This is a genomic window from Deinococcus terrestris, assembly GCF_009377345.1.
GTDB classification, from domain to species: Bacteria; Deinococcota; Deinococci; order Deinococcales; family Deinococcaceae; genus Deinococcus; species Deinococcus terrestris.
This window is the reverse complement of record NZ_WBSL01000004.1, coordinates 144857-169228: the sequence shown is the minus strand read 5'-3', so window position 1 is coordinate 169228 and position 24372 is coordinate 144857. Positions and strand designations below refer to the sequence as shown.

Annotated in this window: 26 protein-coding genes and 1 tRNA gene; 16 read left to right on the top strand and 11 right to left on the bottom strand. The window is 67.6% G+C overall.

Going from position 1 to position 24372, the window contains the following annotated elements; genetic code table 11:
• Positions 1-158 precede the first annotated feature (158 nt).
• The 5 genes from F8S09_RS10865 to F8S09_RS10845 all read right to left on the bottom strand — a co-directional run bounded on the left by F8S09_RS10865 (position 159) and on the right by F8S09_RS10845 (position 9859).
• A complete protein-coding gene (locus tag F8S09_RS10865; RefSeq protein ID WP_152871495.1) occupies positions 159-3389 on the bottom strand; it encodes a helicase-related protein in 3231 nt (1076 codons plus the stop codon).
• 102 nt (positions 3390-3491) lie between these two features.
• Positions 3492-3746: a hypothetical protein gene (locus F8S09_RS10860; RefSeq protein ID WP_152871494.1), complete on the bottom strand. Its 255-nt coding sequence runs from the start codon at positions 3744-3746 to the stop codon at positions 3492-3494.
• 76 nt (positions 3747-3822) lie between these two features.
• Positions 3823-4605, bottom strand: a complete 783-nt coding sequence (locus tag F8S09_RS10855) for a nucleotidyltransferase family protein (RefSeq protein ID WP_152871493.1) — start codon at positions 4603-4605, stop codon at positions 3823-3825.
• The gene (locus F8S09_RS10850; RefSeq protein ID WP_152871492.1) at positions 4602-6437 is read right to left on the bottom strand and encodes a GmrSD restriction endonuclease domain-containing protein; all 1836 of its coding nucleotides are present in this window, start codon (positions 6435-6437) and stop codon (positions 4602-4604) included. Before F8S09_RS10850 ends, F8S09_RS10855 begins: the two co-directional genes overlap by 4 nt.
• Positions 6437-9859 carry an Eco57I restriction-modification methylase domain-containing protein gene (locus F8S09_RS10845; protein WP_152871491.1) on the bottom strand — a complete coding sequence of 1141 codons (3423 nt, stop codon included), beginning with the start codon at positions 9857-9859 and terminating at the stop codon, positions 6437-6439. The genes F8S09_RS10850 and F8S09_RS10845 overlap by 1 nt, the downstream gene beginning before the upstream one ends.
• Before the next feature lie 124 nt (positions 9860-9983).
• On the opposite strand from F8S09_RS10845, the gene F8S09_RS10840 reads away from it, so the two are divergent.
• From F8S09_RS10840 to F8S09_RS10810, 7 genes are all read left to right on the top strand, one after another.
• Complete coding sequence (locus tag F8S09_RS10840) at positions 9984-10721, top strand: HD domain-containing protein (protein WP_152871490.1); 738 nt, start codon at positions 9984-9986, stop codon at positions 10719-10721.
• Positions 10722-11071: 350 nt separating this feature from the next.
• A complete protein-coding gene (locus tag F8S09_RS10835; RefSeq protein WP_152871489.1) occupies positions 11072-11320 on the top strand; it encodes a helix-turn-helix domain-containing protein in 249 nt (82 codons plus the stop codon).
• A gap of 172 nt (positions 11321-11492) precedes the next feature.
• On the top strand, positions 11493-12557 hold the full coding sequence (locus F8S09_RS10830; protein WP_152871488.1) for a DNA-primase RepB domain-containing protein: 1065 nt from the start codon (positions 11493-11495) through the stop codon (positions 12555-12557).
• Positions 12554-13687: an AAA family ATPase gene (locus F8S09_RS10825; protein ID WP_152871487.1), complete on the top strand. Its 1134-nt coding sequence runs from the start codon at positions 12554-12556 to the stop codon at positions 13685-13687. The genes F8S09_RS10830 and F8S09_RS10825 overlap by 4 nt, the downstream gene beginning before the upstream one ends.
• A complete protein-coding gene (locus F8S09_RS10820; RefSeq protein ID WP_322618745.1) occupies positions 13681-14079 on the top strand; it encodes a TubC N-terminal docking domain-related protein in 399 nt (132 codons plus the stop codon). The genes F8S09_RS10825 and F8S09_RS10820 overlap by 7 nt, the downstream gene beginning before the upstream one ends.
• A 39-nt stretch (positions 14080-14118) precedes the next feature.
• On the top strand, positions 14119-14322 hold the full coding sequence (locus tag F8S09_RS10815) for a helix-turn-helix domain-containing protein (RefSeq protein WP_152871486.1): 204 nt from the start codon (positions 14119-14121) through the stop codon (positions 14320-14322).
• A gap of 3 nt (positions 14323-14325) precedes the next feature.
• Positions 14326-15546, top strand: a complete 1221-nt coding sequence (locus F8S09_RS10810) for a tyrosine-type recombinase/integrase (RefSeq protein WP_152871485.1) — start codon at positions 14326-14328, stop codon at positions 15544-15546.
• A 94-nt stretch (positions 15547-15640) separates the two neighbouring features.
• Here F8S09_RS10810 and F8S09_RS10805 read toward each other — a convergent pair.
• From F8S09_RS10805 to F8S09_RS10795, 3 genes are all read right to left on the bottom strand, one after another.
• Positions 15641-15716 (bottom strand) — tRNA-Lys (locus F8S09_RS10805).
• 15 nt (positions 15717-15731) lie between these two features.
• Positions 15732-16910: a glutamate ligase domain-containing protein gene (locus tag F8S09_RS10800; RefSeq protein ID WP_152871484.1), complete on the bottom strand. Its 1179-nt coding sequence runs from the start codon at positions 16908-16910 to the stop codon at positions 15732-15734.
• Between the two features lie 19 nt (positions 16911-16929).
• The gene (locus tag F8S09_RS10795; RefSeq protein ID WP_152871483.1) at positions 16930-17634 is read right to left on the bottom strand and encodes a creatininase family protein; all 705 of its coding nucleotides are present in this window, start codon (positions 17632-17634) and stop codon (positions 16930-16932) included.
• 31 nt (positions 17635-17665) lie between these two features.
• Between F8S09_RS10795 and purE the strand changes: the two genes are divergently transcribed.
• From purE to F8S09_RS10780, 3 genes are read left to right on the top strand one after another with little or no spacing between them, the layout of a single operon-like run.
• Positions 17666-18208, top strand: coding sequence for a 5-(carboxyamino)imidazole ribonucleotide mutase (gene purE / locus F8S09_RS10790; protein ID WP_322618744.1), 543 nt, complete (start codon positions 17666-17668; stop codon positions 18206-18208).
• Positions 18205-19317: a 5-(carboxyamino)imidazole ribonucleotide synthase gene (gene purK / locus F8S09_RS10785; protein ID WP_322618743.1), complete on the top strand. Its 1113-nt coding sequence runs from the start codon at positions 18205-18207 to the stop codon at positions 19315-19317. The genes purE and purK overlap by 4 nt, the downstream gene beginning before the upstream one ends.
• Positions 19314-19886: a GNAT family N-acetyltransferase gene (locus F8S09_RS10780; protein WP_152871481.1), complete on the top strand. Its 573-nt coding sequence runs from the start codon at positions 19314-19316 to the stop codon at positions 19884-19886. Before purK ends, F8S09_RS10780 begins: the two co-directional genes overlap by 4 nt.
• A 77-nt stretch (positions 19887-19963) precedes the next feature.
• On the opposite strand, the gene argB is transcribed toward F8S09_RS10780, so the two are convergent.
• On the bottom strand, positions 19964-20713 hold the full coding sequence (gene argB, locus F8S09_RS10775; protein WP_322618742.1) for an acetylglutamate kinase: 750 nt from the start codon (positions 20711-20713) through the stop codon (positions 19964-19966).
• A gap of 44 nt (positions 20714-20757) precedes the next feature.
• Here argB and F8S09_RS10770 point away from each other — a divergent pair, with 44 nt between their 5' ends.
• A complete protein-coding gene (locus F8S09_RS10770; protein WP_152871480.1) occupies positions 20758-21357 on the top strand; it encodes an NUDIX domain-containing protein in 600 nt (199 codons plus the stop codon).
• On the top strand, positions 21354-21980 hold the full coding sequence (locus tag F8S09_RS10765) for an IMPACT family protein (protein WP_322618741.1): 627 nt from the start codon (positions 21354-21356) through the stop codon (positions 21978-21980). The genes F8S09_RS10770 and F8S09_RS10765 overlap by 4 nt, the downstream gene beginning before the upstream one ends.
• Before the next feature lie 13 nt (positions 21981-21993).
• Here the strand turns inward: F8S09_RS10765 and F8S09_RS10760 are convergent, their stop codons facing one another.
• Complete coding sequence (locus F8S09_RS10760) at positions 21994-22185, bottom strand: hypothetical protein (protein WP_152871479.1); 192 nt, start codon at positions 22183-22185, stop codon at positions 21994-21996.
• 19 nt (positions 22186-22204) lie between these two features.
• Between F8S09_RS10760 and ispF the strand changes: the two genes are divergently transcribed.
• Both ispF and F8S09_RS10750 read left to right on the top strand, forming a co-directional pair.
• The gene (gene ispF / locus F8S09_RS10755; RefSeq protein WP_152871478.1) at positions 22205-22696 is read left to right on the top strand and encodes a 2-C-methyl-D-erythritol 2,4-cyclodiphosphate synthase; all 492 of its coding nucleotides are present in this window, start codon (positions 22205-22207) and stop codon (positions 22694-22696) included.
• Positions 22686-23150: a tRNA (cytidine(34)-2'-O)-methyltransferase gene (locus F8S09_RS10750; protein ID WP_152871477.1), complete on the top strand. Its 465-nt coding sequence runs from the start codon at positions 22686-22688 to the stop codon at positions 23148-23150. Before ispF ends, F8S09_RS10750 begins: the two co-directional genes overlap by 11 nt.
• Positions 23151-23159: 9 nt before the next feature.
• On the opposite strand, the gene F8S09_RS10745 is transcribed toward F8S09_RS10750, so the two are convergent.
• Positions 23160-23447: a hypothetical protein gene (locus tag F8S09_RS10745; protein ID WP_152871476.1), complete on the bottom strand. Its 288-nt coding sequence runs from the start codon at positions 23445-23447 to the stop codon at positions 23160-23162.
• A 91-nt stretch (positions 23448-23538) separates the two neighbouring features.
• Here F8S09_RS10745 and F8S09_RS10740 point away from each other — a divergent pair, with 91 nt between their 5' ends.
• The gene (locus tag F8S09_RS10740) at positions 23539-23760 is read left to right on the top strand and encodes a hypothetical protein (protein ID WP_227978630.1); all 222 of its coding nucleotides are present in this window, start codon (positions 23539-23541) and stop codon (positions 23758-23760) included.
• Positions 23757-24371 (top strand): DUF2087 domain-containing protein, encoded by a 615-nt coding sequence (locus F8S09_RS10735; RefSeq protein WP_194165310.1) that lies wholly within the window; start codon positions 23757-23759, stop codon positions 24369-24371. The genes F8S09_RS10740 and F8S09_RS10735 overlap by 4 nt, the downstream gene beginning before the upstream one ends.
• Position 24372 lies beyond the last annotated feature (1 nt).

The following is a 24372-nucleotide window of genomic DNA, read 5'->3' as shown; positions in this document are numbered from 1 at the left end:
CAGACAGGCAAGAGGTTGCTGACACCAGGTCGACCGGTCATCCATGGCCGGTATGCCCGCTTGCCAGGAATTCCCATCGCCCCAATGGTCGAGGCTTACCGTCAACGTCGTCTGCGAAAGGAGCAGATCGCCTGGGACTACTGGAATGCCAGCTCCTGTCATACCAGCCATTCGTAGGCGATCAGCATGATCTCTGCCGCCGTGAGCTGCTGCACGGTCACCCGTTCGTCAGGAGCGTCCGTAAGCAGACTGGCGTCCACCAAAAAAGCTTCCAGCGCAGCAGCCGTCTCCTCGGTCTTTATCCGGCCTAACCCGGCCACGATACCCCGCAACGCCGGGTCGCGCTCAAAGCCCGTGAGGGGGCGGTTTTCCAGGGTGTAGCGCAGCCGGGCGTGCTGCTCCGGGTCTAGGGCAGCACGCACGTGCATGTCCTGAAGCCAGTTGCTGAGCGTCAGGTTCACGCCCCGTAACGGCATGCGTACCCTCGCCTTGCGGCCTGTCCGGTTGGACTCGGCCAGCACATCCTTCACAGCACGGTCCAGGTAGGGGTACACCTCCAGGTCTGCAGGTTCCGACTGGCGGGCGTCGGTCGGCTGCGCCTCGATCAGGCGGTAGATGTCGCGCTTGGAGGTCAGCACGGACCGCGCCGCCGCGTCCTCGCCCACCGGGTAGACCCGCCAGAGCACCCGGTCACCCGCACGGAAGGCAAAGAACACACTCCGGGCTCCCGCCGGGGCACGGTGGACGCTGTGCAGGCCCAGCGGCATCTCTTCCACGTCACCCAGGCCCAGGTGCTGCAAGGCCGCGATCAGGGGCAGGCGCATCTCGTCGCCCGCGCTGAGTTCGCTCTCGGCCTCCAGCTCGTCCAGGACGCTGCGGTCCTCGGCGCGGATGCGGCGCAGCTCCTCGAAGGAGCGTTTGCTGATGTTCTCGCCCAGCACGCTGGCGTCCAGGCCCACCGTGCGGTCGATGTCGGCGATGCGGAGCTGAAGGCGCTCCACCAGCCCCAGCAGCCGCTCCAGACCCTCTTCTGGAAAGACGTTAGCGATTTCCAGCGTCTCGAAGGTGCTGCCCAGGCGGTCGATGCGCCCGGCGCGCTGAATCATCCGCACCGGATTCCAGTGCAGGTCGGCGTTGAGCAGGTAGCCGGCGTCCTGAAGGTTCTGCCCCTCGCTGAGCACGTCGGTGCTGATGAGCAGGTGGACCGGCTGCGCGAGCAGCGCCCCATAGGACAGCTCGTCCTCGTCGCTGCGGCGGTTGGCAACCGGCGCGAAACGGCGCACCACGTCGCTGCGCTTCTCGGCGCTGCTCGCCCCGCTGAGCAGCTCGACCTGCCCCGGCGTGAGGTTCATGGCCGCGAGAAAGGCCGCGTCGTTCACCAGGGCGCGGTACAGGTACTCGGCGGTGTCGTGGTAGTAGCTGAACACGATGGCCTTGGTGTGCCCCTGCCCAGCCACGCGCTCTGTCAGCGCCTTTTTGATGGCGGCAACCTTGGCGTCCTGCTCCTCATGCGTGCCGCGCGACACCAGCAGGTTCTTGATGGCCGCTTCCATCCAGCGCAGCGCCTCAAGGTCGGCGTGGAGGTCCTGCGCCATGCGGAAGGTGTCGTACTCCCCCTGGGCCACCTCCGGCAGGCTGTCGAGCAGCCGCTCGATGCGTCCTCCCGTCTCGGTGTCGTCCTCACCGGACGCCCGCAGCAGTTGCTCCACCTTGCGGTTGACCCCGGCGTCGAGCAGCCGCCCGTCCCGGAATAACTCCTCGAAGCGTTCCTGGAATCGGCGCTGGTTGCCCACGCTCGCCGCAAGGGCATGCACGCTGCTCTCCAGCCGCTTGAGAAAGTTGGTCTTGAAGATGCCCGCCAGAGCCTCACGCTTGCTGACCTCGCGCTCGTCGGCCCGCTTCTTGTAGCGCTCCAGGTTGTAGGCCACGAGATTGAGGCGCTCGATGCGCGTGACGAGGCCGTCGTAAAAGTCGCCGAACTGGTCGGTCAGGCTGTACTCCACGCGGTGCAGGGTGCGCTCCGGGAAGCGGATCTCCTGTCCGGCGATGACCACGCTCTCGCCGCGCTCCTGACGGCGGCGCACGTCGCGGCGGGAGCGGCGGACCATGCTGTGTTCCACCACGTCGTAGAACTCCTGGCTGCCCCGCGCCACCCCCAGAAAAAAGGTTTTGAGGCTGGGAATGCCGTAGGCCGCGTACAGGTCGTCGCGGCCCCGCGCCAGCAGCAGCAGTTGGTGGTAGAAGTCCCAGACCGTGTTGTTGACCGGCGTGGCGGTCAGCAGCGCCACCCGCTTGTCGGCGCGGCCCCCGGTCAGCAGCCGCATCAGGTTGATGTGCCGCCCGGTCGCCGGGTTGCGGAAGTTGTGCGACTCGTCCACCACCACCAGGTCGTAGTTGGCGTACGTTCGCCACGGAAAGTCGTCCCGGCCCAGCGACTCCATGCTGACCACCTGCACGGGCAGCCCGTAGCGCTCCAGCAGAGGCCGCCACACCAGCCGTTCAAGCTGCGCGGGACACACCACCAGCCCGCGCGGCACCCGCCCGCCGAACTCGCCCCGGCGCTTGATGAGGTATTCCTCCAGAATGCCCAGGCCCATGAACGACTTGCCCAGGCCCACCGCGTCGGCCACCATCACCCCGCCGAAGCGGTCGAGCAGCCCCAGCGCCAGCCGCAGGCCCTCGGCCTGGAACTCGGCGAGCTGAATCACGCCCGCCCCGTCGGGCTGGTCCTCCAAGCCCAGTGAGTCGCGGAAGTTCTCCAGCAGCACTTTCAGGAACACCTGATGCGGCGTCCACGGATAGGTGCCGAACTTGCTCTGCTCCAGCTCCTCGATCAGTTCGGTCTTGTAGTCCTCGGCCCGGTCCCAGAACCGCGTGAACCACTGCTCACGCAGTTGCTGGGCCACACCCTCCTGCTTGGTCACGGTGTTCAGCTCGCTGTTTCGCAGCAGGCCGTTCACGGTCAGGTTGCTGGACCCCACGATGCTGTAACAGGGGAACAGGTACGCCTTGGCGTGCAAGAAAGGGTCAGCGAACAGGCGCACCTGCACACTGTCCCGCTTCAGGAACTCCACCAATGCCTCGATCTGGCGCACCTTCGCGCTGGTCAGGGCCTCGCCCTCCAGCTCCTCGCGCACCCGCTGGCGGTAGTGCCGCACGAGGTTCAGGCCCGTCTGTTCGGGGGGCAGGTCCGGTTCCTTGCCCAGCATCAGCCGCAGCGCGTCGAGCTTGCCGAACGACTCCCCGACGATGCCCCACACATCGGGGCTGAAAAACCCCGTCGCCACGTCGAGCGTGCGCTCGGCGTACTCGCCGATCAGGGTGTCCAGGACCTTCGAGAGGTGGTAGGTCTCGTTGTCGGTGAAGTCGGGGATTTTGGTGGGCGGCATCAGGGGTCATGATGCCTGCTGAGCCCTCACGGTATTCCTGCAACCCGGCAGCAGAAGGGGGCCTCCTCCCTGCGGACAGGCCCCCTCTCCACTCGCGGCGGCTCAGGCCGTCTGGCCGTACTCCTTTTGCAGGGTCTGGACCGCCGCCCCGAAGTTCGCCTCGTCGATTTCGCGCACGCGGCCCATGTCCTCGAACTGCACCGCGCCGTAATAGCGGGCGTCCCGCACGAAGCCGCCCAGCAGCGGGTTGAAGGCCAGCACATCTACCCCGCCGCCCTCGCGCTCCTCCAGGCGCACCGGCACCCGGCCCACCAGATAGAACCTGACGCCCGGACCACGCCCCTCTGGTTTCGTCATGCGGCCACCTCCTCGCTCTGCTTCATGGTGGCACGCCTGCCCAGCGGGTGCCAGGACCTGTCTCCTGGTTCCCGGCTCATGGGGGGTGCTCCTGCGCCTGCACCAGCGCCCAGGTTCGCTCGAACAGCGTTCGGCTGGACTGCCCCAGTTCCTCCAGGACCATCTGCTCGACGGGGGACAGGATGGGTGAGCCGAAGTTCGTCCCCCACGGCTCCTCTCCCCAGCCCTGGCCCGCCTGGGGTTCCCGCAGCCTGTCCCGCTCCTTCGCTTCGAGGCCCCGGCGAATCTCGTAGAGGCGGTGCTCGAAGCCGTCCATCTGGTCGAACAGGGTATGCAACACCTTGAGTTCGGCGTAGTGAGGCGGCCCGCCCGCACCCCCCAGCGCCACCACAAATTGCAGGTCGCGGTAGCCACTTTTCTGGGGCCGGAGCACCCGGTCGCGGTAGGCCACCACCTCGAAGTGCTCCGGCACCGTGAACGCCACCTCGTACAGGTGCCGCAGGCTACCCACCACCACCTTGCCGCCCAGCAGGTCCAGCGGTTGCTCCAGCGACACGCTGTATTTCTCCACGATGCGGTCGAGGCGCTTCACGTCCCCTGGCCGGGTGTCGGCCTGGACGCCCCGCCGCGCACCGAACGCCCGCACCGCCTCGCGGAAGGCCGGGGCGCGGTTCCTGGCCGCCGCATACAGCGCGAAAAAGTCCCGCTGCGGCTGCTCCACGTCGGCGGGGTCGGGCCAGCCGCGCCCGGCCAGGTCGGCGCACCTCAGGGCCGTTGCTGGAGACAGCCCCAGAGCCAGGGCCTGCCCTTCTGCCCCGTCTGGGCCGCCGCGTCCTGGCCTGCGGCGCGGCCCAGTCATGCTTGAACGCGGACCGGAGCTTCGCTCACAAAGGCGGCGCGGACCTGCTGCTCGGCGTCTACCGTCTCGCGCCGGATCAGCTCCACGACGTACCCACCGCGTTCGAGCAGCGTGGCGTACACACGCAGACTCTGGGACTCGTCTTCCAGCAGCGACACCGGCACGAGGTGACTGGTCAGGCTGCCTTTCAGACTGGGGTTCAGCTTCAGCAGCTCCTGCAAGTAGCTGTGGGGCTTCTTGTCGCTGGCCCGCAGGTTGGTGTTCTTGGGCATCAGGACGCGGTTGAGCACGCAGTCCTTGATGGCGTCTACCTCGTCTGGGCGGTCCTGCACGCTCTCGGTCTTTTTCAGGAATCCCTTGGGGAAGAAGTGGTGGTCTTGCAGTTCCTTGACGCCCAGTGGCCCGGTGGAAATGAGACCGTCGTTCGTCCAGTCGCGCAGGCCCCCCGCCTCGAAATGCACCAGATTCAGCACGCCCCGGTAGATGGCGCTCTGGGACCGGGAATAGGACATCAGCTCTTCGGCGTCCCCCACCGACGGGCGGAAGCGCAGGAAGTAGCTGCCTTCGAGCATCTCCCCGCGTGCCACCCGGCGCAAGATGCCCGAGTCGGCCATGATTTTCTCATTGGACGCCGCCGTGTAGCGCTCGGAGAACACCGACGCCCAGAACCACCAGCGCAGGAACAGAAGCTGCTTTTGCGTCAGGCTGCCCTGGCCTTGCCTCTCCATCTCCGCGAAGAACATCATCAGCGGAATGAGCATGTTGTCGTAGGGCATCCACTTCACGGCCACCACAAACCGCTGCTCGACAAGAAAAGCCAGCGCTCGGTCGTACAGGCGGGTCACGTCCTCCCAGTGCGCCTTGAAGTGGTCGGCCCGCAGGTCCTTGAGAATGCGGGCCTTTTCAATCTTGTCGGCGAACTGCCCAGACATCAGCGCCGTGGCGCGCACCAGCAGTTCCCGGTTGACCGGCATGCCGGGGTGCTTTTCTCCGAAGTCCTCGAAGGCCTGGCGCAGGTTGAAGTTGCCAAAGACCTTGGCCGCCAGGATGTCGGTGAAGTTGAGCTGGATGCCCCGGCTGTTGCTACGCTCGAAGAAGGTCGTGAACTTGTCCAGCCCCATGTCGAGCAGGTAGTACGACAGAAGCTGCGGCTGCTCGAACATGGTCTTGAACTTGGGCAGCATCTGCCGGAAAACCTTGAACGCCTCGCGGGCCTCGGCGTCGTCCCCCGCCTGCGCCAGTCGCCGCCCCAGCCGCGTCTCGTTGTCGAAGTATTCCCGCACCTCGTCGTCGAAGGGCGCTTCGGACATGTACCGGAAGGCGTAGTGCAACGGGATGCACACCGCGTTTTCCACGTCCTCGCCCTGCACGCCGTGGTCCGGATGCATCAGCGCCTCTAGGTCATCTTCTTTCACCTGCGCCGCCGTCACGCTGGGCCGCACCACGAAATACACCCGGTCAATGCCCTTCAGTGCCCGGTAGATGCTGGTCGTGCGCTGCTGGCCGTCCAGCACAATTTTCAGGCCGTACACCTGGCTGTCGTGCTTGATTTTCTCCTCGGTGTAGCTCAGGCGCTCCACCTTCGCGCGGCTGCCCGCGCCTTTGCGCGGTCGGTGGTCCATGCGGCGCAACGTCATCTCGAAGGACGGCTTGCCGTAAATCACGCTGCCCACAAAAATCCCGCGTATCAGGCTGTCGAACAGCGCATAGGTCTGCTCCATCTCCCAGACGAAATCCCGCTGAAACTCGGGCAGCAGCACCACGGGCGGCTGCGCGTCAATCTGCTCCACGAGTTGTTTCAGGCTTTCGCTGCTGGCATTTTCAGGTGCCATTACTCCTCCTCCCCTTCCCCCACCGCCACTTCCCCGGCCCCCGCATACGCCCCCGCCGTCAGCGACTCCACCAGTTGAATCTCGGCGGGGGTCAGGCCGTACAGCTCGTACACCAGCGCGTTCAGTTCGTCCAGGCGGCTGTCGTCGGTGAAGCCTTCGAGCCGCGCGGCCTGGGCTGGGGTGGGTGTGGGGATGGGAAGTTGAGACATGTATATGGACTTGAAACGATAAGAACCACCCATGACAGACGGCATAATTTGAGTCATAAAGAACTCCACCGCTCGGCTGGATAGCACGCTGAGGAGAAATTCCTTACCATTAACCGGTATTACGAATAGAGTGCAATCCGGATAGGAGTTGCTTACATCTAAACAGAATCTGGGGGTTTGTGATATATCCGGGTATATTATTTTTCTTCCAGTAAATTCTTCGAAATAGGCAATATTGTCCTGAATCTCGTACCACTCATAGCTCCCCGCCTTTCTTCCTCCGGGTCTTCCTGGTTCTAGGCGAGTGCGATAGGCCTCCAAATGCCTTTTGATGGCCGGGTACTTGTCAATGGCGATTCCACGGCGAGTAAAGATGATGTACTTGCCCGCCCATTCCGCTTTCCAACGCCGCACGTCGCGCCCGCGCAGGAACGGCTTGATGACCTCGGCACTCTTCGGGTCGGCAGCCACCAGCTCGGCGCGTTTGGCCTCGTCAACCACGAAGGCTTCGTTAAACCCGGTCACGATACCCCGGTAAAACTTGCCCTCCACCAGCTCGCCCAGCGGCGTTCCGGCCCGGCGCAGCTTGTCCATCAGCCTCAGCACGCGCGGGTCGTCCAGCGTCCATTCGCGCTCGGTCAGTTCGTTGGGGGCCAGGGGCGCAGTCAGGGCGCGGGCGTACTCGTGAAAGCCGCTCAGAGCCTCCCGCACGGCAGGTACGCCGCCCTCAATGGCTTCAGCCAGATGCGCTTTCAAGGTGCGCTCGGGAAGCATCTGCACGGGCTGGCCGTCGGGCTTGCCTTTTTGCAGCAGGGTAATCAGGGGATACGTGGTGGCGTCGAACACGGGCAGGTCGCCAAAATCGGCCAGAAGTTCCAGTCGCGTGGTGCTGGCAAGGTGACCCCGCAGCTTGGCGCCGTAACCCGCCCGCATGAACTTATTCGGCGTGATGTACGCCAGACGCCCACCCCGCCGCAGTAGGTTCAGCCCCTTCTGGAAAAAGTACACGTAAAGGTCAGCGGTGCCGGTGCCGACCTCCGGGAAGGCGGTTTGCAACGCGGCCTTGTACTCCTTGCCCAGCCGTTCGTGCCGGACGTACGGCGGGTTGCCCAGCACGATGTCGAAGCCGCCGTTGCCGCCCCGGTTGTCGTCCTTCATCACCTCGGCAAAGTGGACGTTGTGCAGGAAGAAGGGCAGCGGTTCTTGCTCGTCCCAGACGGTGCGGCGCTGCATCAGCAGGGCCTGGAGGTTGTCGCTCAAGGCGGCGTGGCGCTTGCGAAAGCGGGTGCGGGCGGCGTCGGTCTGGCGTGGGTCGGCCAGTTTGCGGTTCAGGTCGGTCAGTTCGGCGTCCAGGCCGCTGATGCGGTCGTCCACGTCGGCCCTAAACAGTTCGCGCTCCAGCCGCTGAATCTCGGCCCGCAGGTGCCTGCGCTGCCCCGGGTGCTGCTCGCGGTAGAAGGCGTCGTGCAGGCGCTCGATTTCGGCGGCTTTCTCGGTCACGTCGCCCTGTCCGCCCAGCATCTGCCGCTGCGCCCGGATGAAGGGCTGGCCGTCCACGGTTTCCAGCAGGCCGTCGCCGGCCATCAGCTTGTAGTCGAGGTTGGGCAGCGGTTCGGGTTCGCCCGCGTCCACCACCAGTGAGAGCCACAGCCGCAGCCGCGCGATCTCGATGGCCTCGTGCTTGATGTCCACGCCGTACAGGCAGTGCTGGATGTACTCGCGTTTCCACTCGGCGATGGCGGGGCTGCCTTCGGGGATCGGCGTGTTCAGGATGCGGGCTTCCAGGCTGCGCCGGATGCGGATCATGGCGCTGAGCATCCCCACCAGCATGGACGCGGTGCCCACGGCGGGGTCGAGCACGCGCACGTCGGCCAGGGCGTCTTTCAGGGCGCGGGCTTCGGGGGTGCTCAGGTCGTGGGCTTCGCTGTCGTTGGCGGTCAGGGGCAGCAGCCGCTCCTGGGGCAGCCCGGTCTGGTCGGCCAGGAAGCGGGTCAGCGTTTCCTCGGCCATGAACTGCACCACGCTGCGGGGCGTGTAGAAGGTGCCGCTCTGGGCGGCCTCCTCCTCCTCCATCAGGTTCTCGAAGACCTTGCCCAGCATCTCCGGGTCGAGGCTGATGTCCTGCTCCAGCGCCGCGCTCTCGCCCACCGTGAAATTGAAGTTGTTCAGGACGTGCAGGATGCCGCCGGGGTCCTCTGCGCCGTCCCCCGCCCAAGCCGGGTCGAAGAGGCGGTTGGGCAGGTTCAGGACGGTGGTGTCCGGGTACTCGCGCTCGAACAGGCTGCCGTTGAGGTAGGGGATGTCTCCGGGCAGGCCGCCTGTGCGCGGCTGCGGGGTGTTCAGCGTGGCGAAGTACAGGACTTCCAGGCCGTCGCGGTAGAAGTTGCCGCCCGGCGCGGCCACTGTGTCCTCGTACAGCCGGGTGATGTAGTCGCCCTGGCCGCTCAGCCAGCCCTTTTTCTGAATGAAGTACAGAAACAGCAGCCGGCCCAGCAGGCGCTGCGTGAAGGCGTGCAGGGTGGGGTCGTCGTGGGTGGTGCTGCGCTCGTACGGCCCGATGCGGGCGCCGGGGTTCTCGGCCCGGATGACGTCGCGCACGTGCCGGAACAGCCGCCGGTACGTCTCGAAAAACCGCCGCGTGACCCGCTCGACGTTGAAGGCGTCCACCTGCCGGGTATGGGCCTCGGCGGCGCTGGTGTGCGGCGTGACGGCCACGGAGCGCAGCACGCTCAGGTCGTGCGCGGTGGGGCGGCCCGGCGTGACGGTGAGCTTGCTCAGGCGCACCAGGGTTTTGGCCCCGGCCCCCTCTTTCCCCGCGTCCCCTGTCCCCTGGAACTCCTGGCGCGGTTTGACGAACTGCACGCTGCTGTAGCCGCCTTCCTCGTCGGTGAAGCTCAGCAGGTAGTGCCCGGAGCGTTTCAGGAAGGTTTCGGTCACGCGCCGGACGGCCAGGGTGCTGCGCCGTCCCCGCAGCCGGAAATGCCAGTGCTGCAGCAGGGTGCCGTCCGGGTCTTCCAGGTCCACCAGCAGCGTGGCGTCCAGCGCGTCCTGGGCGGCAGCTCCTTCCAGCCCGATTTCCTCCGGGGAGAAGATCGCCGGTTCGGGGTCGGCGGGGTAGCCGAGGTCGTGGTACAGGCGGGTCAGGCCCTCGGGCGAGCGCAGCAGGGTCAGGGCGTTCATGGGCAGGGCGGCCTGGGCCGGGGGTGGGGACATGGGGAAACCTCGCAGGAAGGGAAGTGAAAGGGCCGGGAAGGGTGCCTCAGGATGCCACGCCCCACCCTTCCCCCGACGGGTGCATTCGGCGCAGAGGGCGGCGCTGCTTGGCTATGGTCTGGGCATGACCCTTCCGCAGCAAAAGCAGCCCCCCGCCGACTTCCCGCTGACGGACAGGTTTACTGGCGCTATGCGGCTCGCGCACGAGTGGCACCGGGGCCAGTACCGCAAGGTGGCGCCAGGCGAGACGCCCACCGTGCCCTACCTCTCGCACCTGCTCGGCGTGGCCTCGGTCGCCCTGGAGTTCGGTGCTACCGAAACCGAAGCCATCGCCGCCCTGCTGCACGACGCCCTGGAGGATGGCCCGGAATACACACGGCGGAGCGCGGACGCGCTGCACGGGGAGATCAGAGACACCTTCGGGCCGGAAGTCGCCCGGCTGGTCAAAGACGCCACCGACGCCGAACCGCAGGCGGGCGAGGAGAAAGCCCCGTGGGGCGAGCGCAAGGCAAACTACCTGCGCGAGCTGGAGGCCCAACAGAGCGCCTCGTCCCTGCTGGTCAGCGCGTCGGACAAGCTCCACAACGCCCGCGCCATCCTGACCGATGTGCTGACGGCGGGCGACTCGTCAGAAGCGCGGACGGCGTTCTTTGGCCGCTTCAAACAGGGGCAGAGCGGGACCTTGCAGTATTACCGCCTGCTGGTAGACGCCTACCGGGCGGCTCCCGGCGGCAGGGACCACCCCCGCCTGCTGGCCCTCTTCGACGAACTTGACCGGACGGTGACGGCGCTGGAGCAGGCGTGCGGGGTGACGGCGGAGACGACCAGAAACTACCCGAATATTCAATCAAATACCGCCTGAAACATCAAAGGATGCTTGCATGAAAGCAAGCATCCTCTTTTGTCCTCTTTTGTCCTCTCTGGGTGACAAACCCGAGCTTGCGTTAAAGCAAGCATGCCCTGTCTATTGCCAACGCTGGTTTTATATGGAAAGATTCTCCATGGTCCCAGGAGGGAGGCCAGACGTTGAAAAAGTAAAAGGCGAGAGAACTGGACGTCGGCGCCAACCACACCAGTTCCCTCACAAGCTCCCGCTCCGTAGGGAGGGGAGAAGTCACGGTTCCGTTTTGCTGGAATCGTGTGGCGTCATCTTACTCCCTAAACGGTGCGGGAAGACTCAAAATTCGTCTTTCAACGACGAAGAGGTTCTCCATGCCCGAAAACGACGCGCCCTCGGCATTCTTTCAAGAGGGGTCACCCAGTGCCCAGGACCGGGACCAGGCGGTCACGCCCCTGGTCTATACCCCTAGGAACATTGAGGGGCTGCTCTGTCTCTCCAAGAACAGCGTCAACGCCCTGCTCCGCAGCGGGCAATTGCGCTCCATTCGATACGGACGCAAGTGGCTGATTCCGCGTAGCGCGTTGGAGGAGTTCCTGAATGGCACCAGGAGCCAGCAATGAAAGGCCCCCGTCACGGACATGACGGGGACGGTCCGGGCAAACGCAGTCTAACCCACCTGTCTCACCTAGCGCAGCAGGACGCCCAGCGCCCCAGCAGCATCGGTGCGGGCCTTAAGGTGCTTGAGGCGCTGCTGAACGTGCCGGGCTTCCGGCACTCGACGGGGGGGAAGACATGATCCTTCCCGCCGAAACTGCCGCCTTCCTCGCTCAGTTCGCCGGGCGTCATACCTTCCAGACCTTCGACGACCGGCCCAACAAAGACGCGCGGCTGTCCCGCATCCTGCACAGTCCGGCAGAGCTGCCCGCCCTGAACCGGCAAGGCGCGGGCGTTTTCGTGATGGTCAACGAAGGCGACGGCGCGGGCCGGAAGAATGGCAACGTGACCCACATCCGCGCCTACTATGCGGACTTCGACGGTCAACCCCTCCCCGCCCGCTGGTCACTTGAACCGTCTCTCCTCGTCGAGAGCAGTCAGGGCAAGTTTCATGCCTACTGGATTCTTGAGAATGGAGAAGCGCCCCCTCTGGACGGCGCGGCGTTCAATGCTCAGCAAGAGGCGCTGGCCCACGCGGTAGGAAGCTGTCCGGATGACTGCAAGGGTCTCAGCCGCGTAATGCGTTTGCCGGGCTTCCTTCACCAAAAGGGCGACCCGTTCATGACCCGCATCCTGTCCAACACTGGACGGCGCTACACCCTGGCCCAGGTCCGGGCCGCCTTCCCTCTGCCTGTCCGTAGGCACCCTGACTTACTGCCCCCTCTGCTCAGTGTCCCCACGGGGGCGAATAGCGTGCGGCGCAAGTACGCTCTGGCCGCGCTCACCCGAATTTGTGACGAGTTGGCTCAGGCAGGCGAAGGGGAGAGGAACAACCACCTCAACGGCGCAGGCTTCCGCGTTGGGCAACTGATCGGCGGAGGCCATTTAGAGAGCGAAGAGGCCCAGCCCGTTCTGTGGCAGGCCGCAGCGGCGACGGGCCTGCCAGACAGTGAGATAGGGAGCACTTTGACCCGTGCCCTGCGGGATGGTACGACTTCTCCCGATCCCCTGACTCATGTGGGGTTATGGCCCGCCAATTCCACCACTCACCGCACCGTTTCACCAACCGGTGAGAGAACGGCCCCCTACATTTCACCATCACACCAAACCCCTAGAAGTGGTGCGGTGGTGGAAGACAACCCGGAGACGCTGGCTCTTCGGAAGTACCGGGCCAAGCTGCGGAAGTTCGGGGGTGTGCTGTGACTGCGCCCCGTGAACCTCGGCTGCTCCCGGTCTTCAACGGCACGACCGCCCCACCCGTGAAGCCGGTGGAATGGCTGGTGGAAAAGTTTCTGGCGCGGGGAGCGGGAACGCTGCTCTTCGGGCAGCCCGGAGGCCGCAAGACCGCTCACACGGCGCATCTGGTGGCCTGTCTGGTGGTAGGGCGGTCCTTCGCTCACCTGAAGACTGTGACGCGCGGCCTGCGGGTGCTCTACCTGGACTTCGACGGCTCCTGGGAGTACAACCGGGAACTCTTTGAAGCGGCCTTCCGGGGGGTCGGGCTGGAAGGGCTGCCGGAAGCCTTCGTTTACTACAGCCCCAACACGGAAGAGTGCGCCTTTCCGGGCGAAGCCGCCCCTCTGCAATCCCTGGAGGCCATGGGGCCGGACCTCGCGCTGACGGTCAAGACCCTGGGAATAGACCTCGTGGTGTGTGACTCACTGGGTCAGATGATGGTGGGCGATACCAACAGCGGGCAGGACGTGGCGCTGGCCCTGAGACTGGGCCTGAACCCGGCGCGGAAGGCGGGCGCGGCGGTGCTGGTGATTGACCACGCCACGAAAGCGGCGGCGGGTGGTGCGGGCATCCCTACGCCGATGGGGAGTCAACAGAAGCGGGCGTGGGCGCGTGTCTCCGTCGCTCTGGAGAAGGAAGAGGAACGCGACAGGAACGTCACGCGCTGGAGTGTGGACAAGAGCAACACGGCCCCCTTCGATGCCTTCCTGACCCGGCTGGAGTTCGTGGGGACGGGCGACCGCCTGGAGACGCTGGGCCTCGACTTCCTGGGAGAGGCTGGCCCCCGGACGGTTCACCGGGAGCGGGACGAGCGGGCACAGGAGACTCAGCGCGGCATCCTCGACGCCCTGCAAGACGGTCCCCTGCCCCGCGCCAAGCTGGGCAGGAAGGGCGGCACCTTCGACCGGGCGCTGAAGGCGCTGGAGAACTCCGGCCAAGTGGTGAAGTTGGACCGGGGACGGTACGCCCTGCCGGGCCATGCGCCCGAGGTTTCACCACCACACCAAACCCTTGCATCTGATGTAGTGGTGCAAGTGGCAGGGACGCCGGGGGACGGACCGGACGGTGAAGACGGGGAGGTGCTGGGGACGTGGTAGCGGGTGACCTGCTGCGGGAGCTGGAAGGGCGCGGCGTGCGCCTGGCTGTGGACGGTGGGCGCCTGGTCGCTCGCGGGCGTTCCGGGGCCGTAACTCCAGAACTGGCTGAGCAGATCAAGCTGCAGAAGAATGCCCTTCTGCGGGAACTCCAGGCCAGCACGGGCGGGCAAGTTGCCCGCCTACCTGAACCGCTCGTACGGCTGGTGCGGGCGGCGTCAGGGCACAGCCTGAACCGCCCCGGTGTTCTGCCTTCGGGGATGGTGCCGGACCTGGGAGGGTACGTGCTGACCTGCGCGGCCCTGTATGCCTGTGGCTTCGACCCAGAACGGCAACTCGCCCACCTGTGGGCAGCGAGAGGCGCTTGGAACAGTCAAAGTCAGGTGTGTAATTAAAAGTGCTACGTTGTAATCGCAGGTGTTACCTTGACTGAGATGAATGTAGACATCCGTGAAGCCATCAGAGCTGAGCTGCGCGAGCGCGGCCTGACACATGCCCAGATTGCCGAACAGTTGGGGATGCCGCGCCCGCAGATCACACGGATGCTCACCGGCCAGAGTGGCAGTGTCCCTGAGGGGTGGCAGAAGCTTCTGGCCGCCCTGGACCTCCAACTCACCGTGACGCGAAAGGACGGTTGAAACATGGCAAAAAGGGCCAATGGCGAGGGCACCATCAGCAAGCGGATCAAGAACGGCAAGGTGGTCGGCTGGCGCGGCGCGATCAGTCTGGGCTATGACCTGCAAGGCAAGCCGATCCGCAAGACGGTCAGTGGGAAGGCCCAGGACGAGGTTCGGGAAAAGATGGCAGCCCTTCTCGCCGCACAGCACACCGGGACACTGGCTGATGCCGAGAATCTGACTGTCGCGGCGTTCCTTCACCGCTGGATTGATTCAAAGGAGCGGGACGGCGTCAAACCCAATACTCTGCGCTCCTACCGTGATACGGCGAGGCTCTACATCACGCCGCAACTTGGGCGCAAGAAGCTGGAAAAGCTGACGCCTCTGGACGTGGAGGCAGCTCTAACCGCCCTGCGGCGAGACGGCAAGTCCCCACAAGTGATGAGCTATACCCTGCGTGTGCTCAAGATGGCCCTCCGGCAGGCCGTGCGCTGGCAGATGCTGCCGCGCAACGTGGCCGAGGCGATCAAAGCACCCAAGACCACGCGCCCGGAACTGCATGTCTGGACCCCCGAACAGGTAGCGGCGTTTCTCGACCAGTCGCAGACCCACCGCCTACACGCGGCGTTCTATCTGGCACTGATGACGGGCATGCGGCGTGGCGAGTTGCTGGGGCTGCAGTGGAGTGACGTTGATTGGGAGCGTTCCCGCCTGAAAGTCCGGCACAACCTTGTCGAGGTTCGTTTGGAGGCGAAGCCCGGGAAGATGCATGCGGGCAAACTGGCAGTGTCCTCTGTCGAGCTCGTCCTGCAAACGCCGAAGACGGCTGGGTCACGGCGGACCATCATCTTGTCTGCGGGCACCTTGAGCAAATTGCAGGAACACCGTCAACGTCAGGAAGCCGAGCGCAAGGCCGCCGCCGAAGCGTGGCAGGGTCACGGGAACGACGGGTATGTCTTCGCCTCGGAGATCGGCACTGCAACGGACCCCCGGAACTTCTACAGGTGGTTCACCCAGATTCTGGCAGAGGCGGAGGTACCGCGCATCCGCTTCCATGACCTGCGGCATACCGCAGCCTCGTTGATGATTCGGCGCGGCATTCCGCCCAAGACGGTTAGCGAACGCCTGGGCCATGCGGATGTGGGGTTTACCCTCCGCACCTACACGCACCTTTACGACGAACAGCGCGAAGAGGCAGCCTTTGACATCAACGACTTCTTCCCCACGGCTGGAGCCGTAAATTAGCTGGTTGTGTCACGGTTGCGTCACTCAGCTCTAGCCGCGTCAATATGAGCCCGACTGCAAAAGCAAAAGCCCCGCACTCAGCGGGGCTTTTCTCTGGTGGGTCGTGTAGGAATCGAACCTACAACCCGCTGATTAAGAGTCAGCTGCTCTGCCAATTGAGCTAACGACCCAGAGCGGAAAGAAGTCTAGCGGCCCGCCCCGCTCCTGTCAAGCAGGCCCCGCACCGCTCCCGCCAGATACAGGCTTCCCGCCACCAGCAACGTGCCGCCGGGGGGCGTCTGCGCGAGGGCCAGGGCCAGGGCCTGCCCCACGTCGGGCACGGCCTCGCCGCCGTAGCGGGCGCTGAGCTCCTCCGGGGGGGCGGCCGGGGCGCCGGGGGACGTGAAGACGCGCTGCGGGGCCAGTCCCAGCAACGGCTCAAGCGTGGCCGCCGTGTCCTTGCGGGCGAGGCCGCCGAAGAGCAGCACATCCGCGCCCCCCGGCAGGCTGGCCGCGAGGGCCAGGGCCGCGTGGGGATTGTGCGCTCCATCCACCCAGACGGTCTTGCCTTCCGCCTCAAAGCGCTCCAGCCGGGCGGGGAAGGTCGCGTTCAGGGCAGCCTCCACGCCCTCTGGGTGGCCCAGCGTTCGCAGGGTGGCTGCGGCCAGCGCCGCGTTGGCGTGCTGGTGCGGTCCCGGCAGGCGCGGCAGGTGGGGCACGGTGAAAAGGTCGGGGTGGGTGTCCGAGGTGAACAGCGGGGCTCCCACCGCTCCCGCCACCTCGCGCACGACGGCCAGCGTCTCACCGGCCGCGGTGGTCAGGAGGGGCACGCCGGGCCGGGCAGCCCCCGCCTTGTCGCGGGCGATGTCCGCGAGGGTCGGCCCCAGGGTTGCCACATGGTCCAGCGCCACGTTGGTCAGGGCCACCGCCCGCACGTCCGTCAGCGCCGCCGTCGCGTCGGAGGCGCCGCCCACTCCAGCTTCCATCACGGCGATCTCCACCCCATCTTCCGCGAAAACCTGGCAGGCCAGCGCGAGGGTCAGGTCAAAAAAGGCCGCGTCCGGGGCGTGGTCCTTCGCCCCTTGGATGAAGGCGGCGGTGCGGGCGGGGTCCAGCTCCTCCCTCCCCACCCGCACGCGTTCCTCGTAGCGCTGGAGGTGGGGGCTGGTGAAGCGGCCCACGCGGACCCCAGCGGCCAGCAGCCCGGCTTCCAGCATCGCGCAGGTGCTGCCCTTGCCATTGGTGCCGACGACGCGGACGCTTCCGAAGGCGGCGTCGGGGCGCCCCAATTGGTCCAGCAGCGCCCGCGCTCCCCCTGGTCCCCGCTCGCGGCCCGCTCGGGTGCGGGCATACAGCCAGTCGTAATAGGGGAGGTCGGGCGTCATGGAGGGAGGGTAGCGCCCGTCAGGAGGCCCAGCCACCCTCCAGCAACTCCCGCGTCTCTGCCACCGCTTCCTGCCAGATCGCCTCCATCTCGGCGTCGGGTCGCCCCGGCAGGCCGCCGAAGTTGCCGTCGCCCAGCAGCGCCCGCACCCCCGCCGGGGGAAGCTGACGCATCCGGGCGAGGTCCACCATCGGCTTGCGTTCGGCGGAGCCGCTTGCCTCTTCCAGCCGGGTCCAGGGAAAGTTCTCCATCCAACTCGCGTGGCTGGCGAGGGGATCGGTCGCCTGCACGGCGGCCCAGGTGCGCGGGGCGTTCCACCAGTTGTGCCACTGCACCCGCGCGTCGGGGTGCCGGGCCAGCCACTCGCCCAGCCAGCCCTGGCCGGGGCTGTTGCCGCCGTGCCCGTTCACGATCAGCAGGCGCCGGAACCCCTGCGCGTGCAGCCCAGAGAGCAGGTCGTCCAGCAGGGCGAGGTAGGTGCCCACCCGCAGGCTGACCGTGCCGGGGTACGCCGTGAAGGTCGGCGTGATGCCGTAGGGCAAGGCGGGAAAGACGGGGATGCCGAGGTGTTCGGCAGCCTCCACGCTCACCCGCTCGGCGAGCAGGCTATCGGTGGCCAGGCTCAGGCGGGCGTGCTGCTCGGTGCAACCCAGCGGCAGCACGGCGCGGTCGTCGCGGCGGAGGAAGGCTTCCACACCCTCCCAGTTCAGGTCCTGTACGCGCATGGGGCAGGATAGGCCGGATACCATGCCTCCCGTGACGGACCTTCCGGCGACAGGCGAGACGGGGCAGCGGCCCCGCGTAGGCGTGGTGATGGGGTCGCGCAGCGACTTCGGGACGATGGAGGGGGCGCTGGAGCTGCTCGCCCGGCTGGGCGTGCTCTACGAGGTCCGGGTCCTCTCGGCGCACCGCACGCCGGGGCTGCTGGCCTCCTACGCGGCGCGGGCCGAGCGGCTGAACTTGAGTTGCATCATCGCGGGGGCGGGGGGCGCGGCGCACCTGCCGGGAATGCTCGCGTCCTTCACGCGGGTGCCCGTGCTGGGGGTGCCGGTGCAGAGCCGCGCCCTTTCAGGCAAAGACAGCCTGCTGAGCATCGTGCAGATGCCCGCCGGGATTCCGGTCGCCACCTTCGCCATCGGGGAGGCGGGGGCGAGGAACGCGGCCCTCTTCGCCGCCGCCCTGCTCGCCACCACCGACCCGGAGGTGCGGGCACGGCTGGACGCCTTCCGCGCGGCGCAGACGCAGGCGGTGCTGGACGACCCCTTCTTCGACGGCCACCCGCAGGCGGGGTCAGAGTGAGCGCTGCGGGCCGGACCCTCGGCATCCTGGGCGGCGGGCAGCTCGCGCAGATGCTGGCCCTCGCCGCGCTGCCGCTGGGCGTACGCTGTGTGGTGCTGGAGCCCGACCCCCAGGCCCCCGCCCGCCTGTGCGCCGAGCACCTCCAGGCCCCCTACACCGACCCCGCCGGGTTGGAGCGCCTGGCCGCCTGCGACGCCGTGACGCTGGAGTTCGAGAACGTGCCGGTGGAGGCGCTCGCCGCGCTGGAGGGCCGGGTCCCGGTGCGTCCCGGCGGCGCCCTGCTCGTCCGCTCCAAACACCGCGCCCGCGAGAAGGAAGCGCTGCGGGCGGCGGGGGTCCCCACCGCGCCCTTCGTGGAGGTGCGGGGGGAGGCCGACCTCGCCGGGGCGCTGGAGGCTGTGGGCGGGCGCGGCCTGCTGAAAACCTCCGAACTCGGCTACGACGGCAAAGGGCAGCGCCGGGCGGGGAGCGAGACGGAGCTGCGGGCGGCCTGGGCCGAGCTGGGGAGCGTGCCCTGCGTGCTGGAAGGACTGGTGGCCTTCGAGCGCGAGGTCAGTCTCGCGGTGGCGCGGAACGCGGCGGGCGAGCTGGCGTTCGGGCCGCTCGTGGAAAATGTCCACCGGGACGGCATTCTGCGGACCAGCGTGTGGCCCGCCGCCGTGCCTGCCGGGACGGAGGAGCAGGCCCGCACCCTGGCCGGGGCGGTTGCCCAATCGTGGGGCCTGGAAGGGCTGCTGACCCTGGAGTTCTTTGCGTTGCCAGGCGGCGAGTTGCTCGCCAACGAGGTCGCCCCGCGTGTCCACAACTCCGGGCACCTTACCCAGGACGGGGGCGGGGTCAGTCAGTTCGAGGCGCAGGTACGGGCGGTGCTGGGGTTGCCGCTGACCGACTGGGCGCCCCTCCACCCCACGGCGATGGTAAATGTGGTGGGCACGCCGGATGGGCGAGAATCCGACTGGGCGGCGGTGGACGCGCTGCCGGGCACCCGCACTCACCTCTACCACAAGGCCGCGCGGCCGGGGCGCAAGGTGGGGCATGTCAACCTCGTCGCGCCGGACGTGGGCACGTTGCGGGAACGGTTGGCGCAGTTGGAGGGGCTGATTCCATGAAACCTCCGATTCTCCCCACCGAACTCCGCACCCCGCGCCTGCTCCTGCGTCCGCCCCACCCCGACGACGCCCCGGCGATTCACGCCGCCATTCAAGCCTCCCTCCCCGAGTTGCGGCGCTGGATGATCTGGGCGCAGGCCCCCCTCGACCTCGCCGGGACGGTGGAGAACCTGACCCGCGCGGCGGCGGACTACGCGGCGGGTGAAAATCTGCGGCTGCACGTCTGGAGCGCGGACGGGCGCAAGTTTATCGGCAGCAGCGGCTACCACGCGCTGGACTGGCGGGTGCCCAGGGGCGAGATCGGGTACTGGATCGCCACTCCACACGCCGGGCAGGGCTACGCGACCGAGGTGGCCCGTGCCCTGACCGACCTCGCCCTGCGCTCGCAGGAGGACAGCGGCCTGGGCTTTCGCCGCCTGGAAATCCGCACGGACGCCCGCAACGAACGCAGCGCCCGCATTCCCCGTGCTCTGGGGTACACGCTCGACGCGACGCTGCGGAACGACGCCGTAGCGGCGGATGACCCTGCGGAGTTGCGGGACACGCTGGTGTTCAGCCTGACGAGGTAGAGAGCAGATGGTCGGAGGCAGAAGGCCAAGGCTTTTCGGCGCCATCTGCCCTCTGCCTTCCGCCATCGGCCTGCCCCTCAGGGCGTGAGCCGCGTCCCCGCTTCCCCCCGCGCCGCCGCCGCGAGGACGCCCTCCCGCATCCCGCTGGCGATCACGGCGAAGGGGGCTCCGGCCTCCAATGCATCCAGTGCCGCCCGCACCTTGGGAATCATGCCGCCCGCGATCCAGCCCTGCGTGATTCCGGCCTCGGCCTCGGCGCGGGTGAGGTGCCCGGCAAGGCTCTGCGGATCGGGGTAGGCACGGTAGATGCCGTCCACGTCGGTGAGAAAGACAATGCCCTCGCCCAGCGCTCCGGCAACCGCCCCCGCCGCCGTGTCCGCGTTCACGTTCAGGGCCTCGCCGTCCGGCCCGACCGCCACGCAGCCCACCACCGGGGTGAGTCCGGCGCCGATCAGGGTCCGCAGCAGCGCCCCATTCACTCCAGTGACACGCCCCACCCGCCCCAGCGCGGGGTCGAGCACTTCGGCCCGCAGCAAGTCGCTGTCGCGGCCCATCAGCCCCACGGCGGCGCCGACCTCCTGGCTGAGCTGCTTGTTGAGCTGACAGAGCGCCATCTCCACCACGTCCATCGCTTCCGGCGAGGTGACCCGCAGCCCCTGCCGGAACTCGGAGGGAATGCCGCGTGCCCCCAATTCGCGCTCGATGACCGGGCCGCCCCCATGCACCACCACGACGGGCATTTCGGCGCGAAGGGCCGCGATTTCACGGGCGACGGCGCGACGCAGCTCGGGGCTTTTCATGGCGTTGCCGCCGTATTTCACGATCACGGGAAGCAGTCTAGCGGGAGGCCGCTCTGCGGTAGCCTGCCCCCATGACCCCCCCACCGCCGGAACACCCCAACTGGGCCGCGCTCGTGCCCGGCGGGGTTCAGCCCTGGAAAACGCTCTCGTCGCGGGTGCTCGTGGACGGCTTCCGCGTGGTGCTCGAAGACCGGGTGCAGACCCCCTCGGGGGCCGAAGTGCGCTACCAGTACCGCCCGCGCGGTCCCCGCGCCACCTTCGTGTTGCCGGTGACCCCGGAGGGCGAGGCCGTACTGATCCGGCAGTTCCGCTACCCGCTGGGGGCGACCGTGTGGGAGGTCGTGGCCGGGGGCGTCGAGCGCGGCGAGGACCTGCTGAAGGCCGCCGCGCGTGAACTCGCCGAGGAGGTGGGCGGCGTGGCGGGGGAATGGGTGCCCCTCCCCGCCTTCTACCCGCAGCCCAGCATCAGCGGGGTGGTCTTTTACTCGCTGCTGGCGCTGGGCGTGCGCCTGGGCGACACCGCCCACGAGGACAGCGAGGTCATCGAGCGCGTGACCCTGCCCCTCCCCGAGGTTTACCGGATGCTGGAGGCGGGCGAGATTCACGACGGCCCCAGCAGCCTGACCCTGTGGCACGCCCGGCGCCACCTGGAGGAGCGCGGCCTGCTGTGACCGGGTTGCCCGCGCCCTTCACCACCCTCGCCGGGCGGCACCGCCACGACGCGGTGATCGAGAACAGCGAGTTCCTGGCCTTCGCGGACCGGGCCGACACGCCGGAGAAGGCGCTCGGGCAACTGGCCGCCCTCCGGGAGCGCTACCCCAGTGCTACCCACCACTGCTGGGCTTACCGCATCGGCCCCGCCTACCGCTTCAGCGACGATGGCGAGCCGGGCGGGACGGCGGGCGCCCCCATTCTGCGGGCGATCGAGGGGCAGGGGGTGGACCACGTCATGGTGGTCGTCGTGCGCTTCTATGGCGGGGTCAAGCTGGGCACAGGCGGGCTGGTCCGCGCTTATGGGGGCACCGCCGCCGAGTGTCTCCGCACCGCGCCCCGGCTGGAGGTCCGGCCCCGGCAGCCGTTGACCGTGCGCGTTCCCTTCGAGCACCTCAGCGTGCTGTATCACCTGCTGGGCACCTTTGACACCGTGCGGGGCGAGGAGGCGTACACGGCGTCCGGCGTCGAGCTGAGCGTAGAGGTCTGTCCGGAAGACGCGGCGGCCTTCGCGGCGGCGCTGCGGGATGGCACGCGAGGAGCGGCAGAGGTGATAGAGGAGGCAACCGAGGCGGGGGGCTGACCAGAACCCGCCCCTACGGGATGGTCAGGCCCAGCAGCAAGGAAAGGACGCCAATCAATACGGCCAGCACTCCACAGACCGCGCTGGCGACCCTCAGGCTCCTCCGGCGGGTCCGGGCCGCCATAACTCCGAGCACCACGCTGCTCAGGAGCAAGATCAGCGCGGCGGGCACCGTGAGATTGAGCAGCATGTGGTTCTGGAACATCCTCCCCTAAGCTACCCGCATGACTGTTCCCTCCCTTCCCTACCGCATCGGCTACGGCGAGGACGCGCACCGGCTGGCAGAAGGCCGCCCCCTGGTGCTGGGCGGCGTGCCCATCCCGCACGCCGAGCGCGGCGCGGTGGCCCACTCGGACGGCGACGCGGTGCTGCACGCGGTCGCGGACGCCCTGCTCTCGGGCCTCGCGCTGGGGGACATCGGGCACTATTACCCGGACACCGCCCCCGAACATCAGGGACTGGACTCGCGGGTGATCCTCCGGGACAGCCTCGCGCTGGTGCGGGAGTGGGGGTACCGCCCCGCCAACGTGGCCTTGGTCGTCACCCTCGACCGCCCCAAGCTGGGGCCGCTGCGGGCCGAGATCGCCCGCACGGTGGCCGGGCTGCTGGAGTTGCCCGAAACGGAGGTCGGCGTGAGCTTCAAAACCTCCGAGGGGCTGGCCCCCGATCACGTGCAGGTGCGCGTCACCGTGCTGCTGGTGCGCGATGGCGAGTGATCCCCTCCTCCACGTCGTCCTGTATGAGCCGGAAAAGGCCGGGAACGTCGGCAACGTGGCGCGCACCTGCGCCGTGCTGGGCGCCGAGCTGCACCTGATCCGGCCCTTCGGCTTCCACCTGCACGACCGCGAATTCCGCCGCGCGGTGATGGACTACCTGGAGGGCGTGACGCTGCACGAGCACGCGAACTGGACCGCGTATCAGGCCAGCCTGCCGCCGGAAGCGCGGGTGTGGGCCTTTTCCACCCACGCCACCACGCTGCACACGCGGGCGGGCTTTCGCCGGGGCGACCACCTGCTGTTCGGCCCGGAGTCGCGCGGGCTGCCCACTTGGCTTCGGGAGGGCCTGCCCACGCTCAAGCTGCCCCAGCCTGGCGGGGGCCGCAGCCTGAATCTGGCGGTGGCGGCAGGAGTGGCGGCGTTTGAGGCGGGGCGGCAGATTGAGGGGTGGTGAGGCAGGAGGTCAGGGGCGCTGACCCGGTCGGCGGCGGGCCACGAGCCACGCCACCAGTCCGGCCGCACCCAGCACCGCCCCCAGCGGAATCGTGAGGAGCATCAGCCACCCCATCACGAACAGCGTAGACAGCAGCCCGCCCACGTCCACCCCGGCGACCACGCAGGGGTAACTTCCGGCCTCGTCCAGTCGGCAGCCGAAAGCACCCGCCACCGCCGAGGCGATCATCACCCCCAGCAGCGGTCCGAAAGTCAGAAGCGCCCACAGCGAGGCGACGAGGATGGGCAGGCGGCGCATGAACCAGCGTACCGAAAGGAGGACCGTTAGGCCATCCGCCTTATTTCGACAAGTCTCGAAATGTCTCAGACTGAATTCGAAAGGAGTCGAAATGAATCAGGACAACATGAACGCGCAGTACCGCCGCCTTCTGGACGACCTGTTCACGAACGCGGAGCGGGATGTCCGGCTGGCACGGGCGGTGGGGGACCGGGCAGGGAAGGCGAAAGCACAGGCCCGGCTGGAGACTCTGCGAGCGGCGCTGGAAATCTACGCCGCGTGCCACGTCCACGCCCACGGCGAGCGGCCCTGGCCCCGCGAGGTGGCCCCGTGAGGGCGTCCGCGAACGATCAGGCCGCCCTCTTCCGCGCCCTATCTCACCCGGCCCGAGTGACGCTGCTGAGGCTGGCCTGGGACGACGCCCTGTCCGGCGAAATGCTGGCCCGGCTGATGAACCTCGCGCCCGCCACGGTGAGCCACCACCTCTCGCAACTGACCGAGGCGGGGCTGATGACGGTGAGGCAGGACGGCCACCACCGCCTCTTCGGAACGAACCGCCCGGCCCTCGACCTCACCTTGAGCGCCCTGGTGCGCGGCGAGGCGGCCCCGCCCACCCCGGAGGACCCCTACCGGGCGCGGGTGCTGCGGGCCTTTCTCAAAGGCGGCAAGCTGACCCGCATCCCCGCACAGCGCAAGAAACGCGACGTGATTCTGCGCGAACTCGCCGCCCTCTTCGAGCCGGGGCGCACTTACACCGAGCGCGAGGTCAGCGACGCGCTCGCCGAGTACCACCCCGACTTCTTTACCCTGCGCCGCGAACTCGTCGGGCTGGGACTGCTCGCGCGGGACAGGGGCGTGTACTGGCGGGTGACCGGGGAGGCCGCGCCGCGCACCCCTCAGATGGCCGACGACCTCACCCTGCGGCTGCCGGGGACCGTAGAGTGAC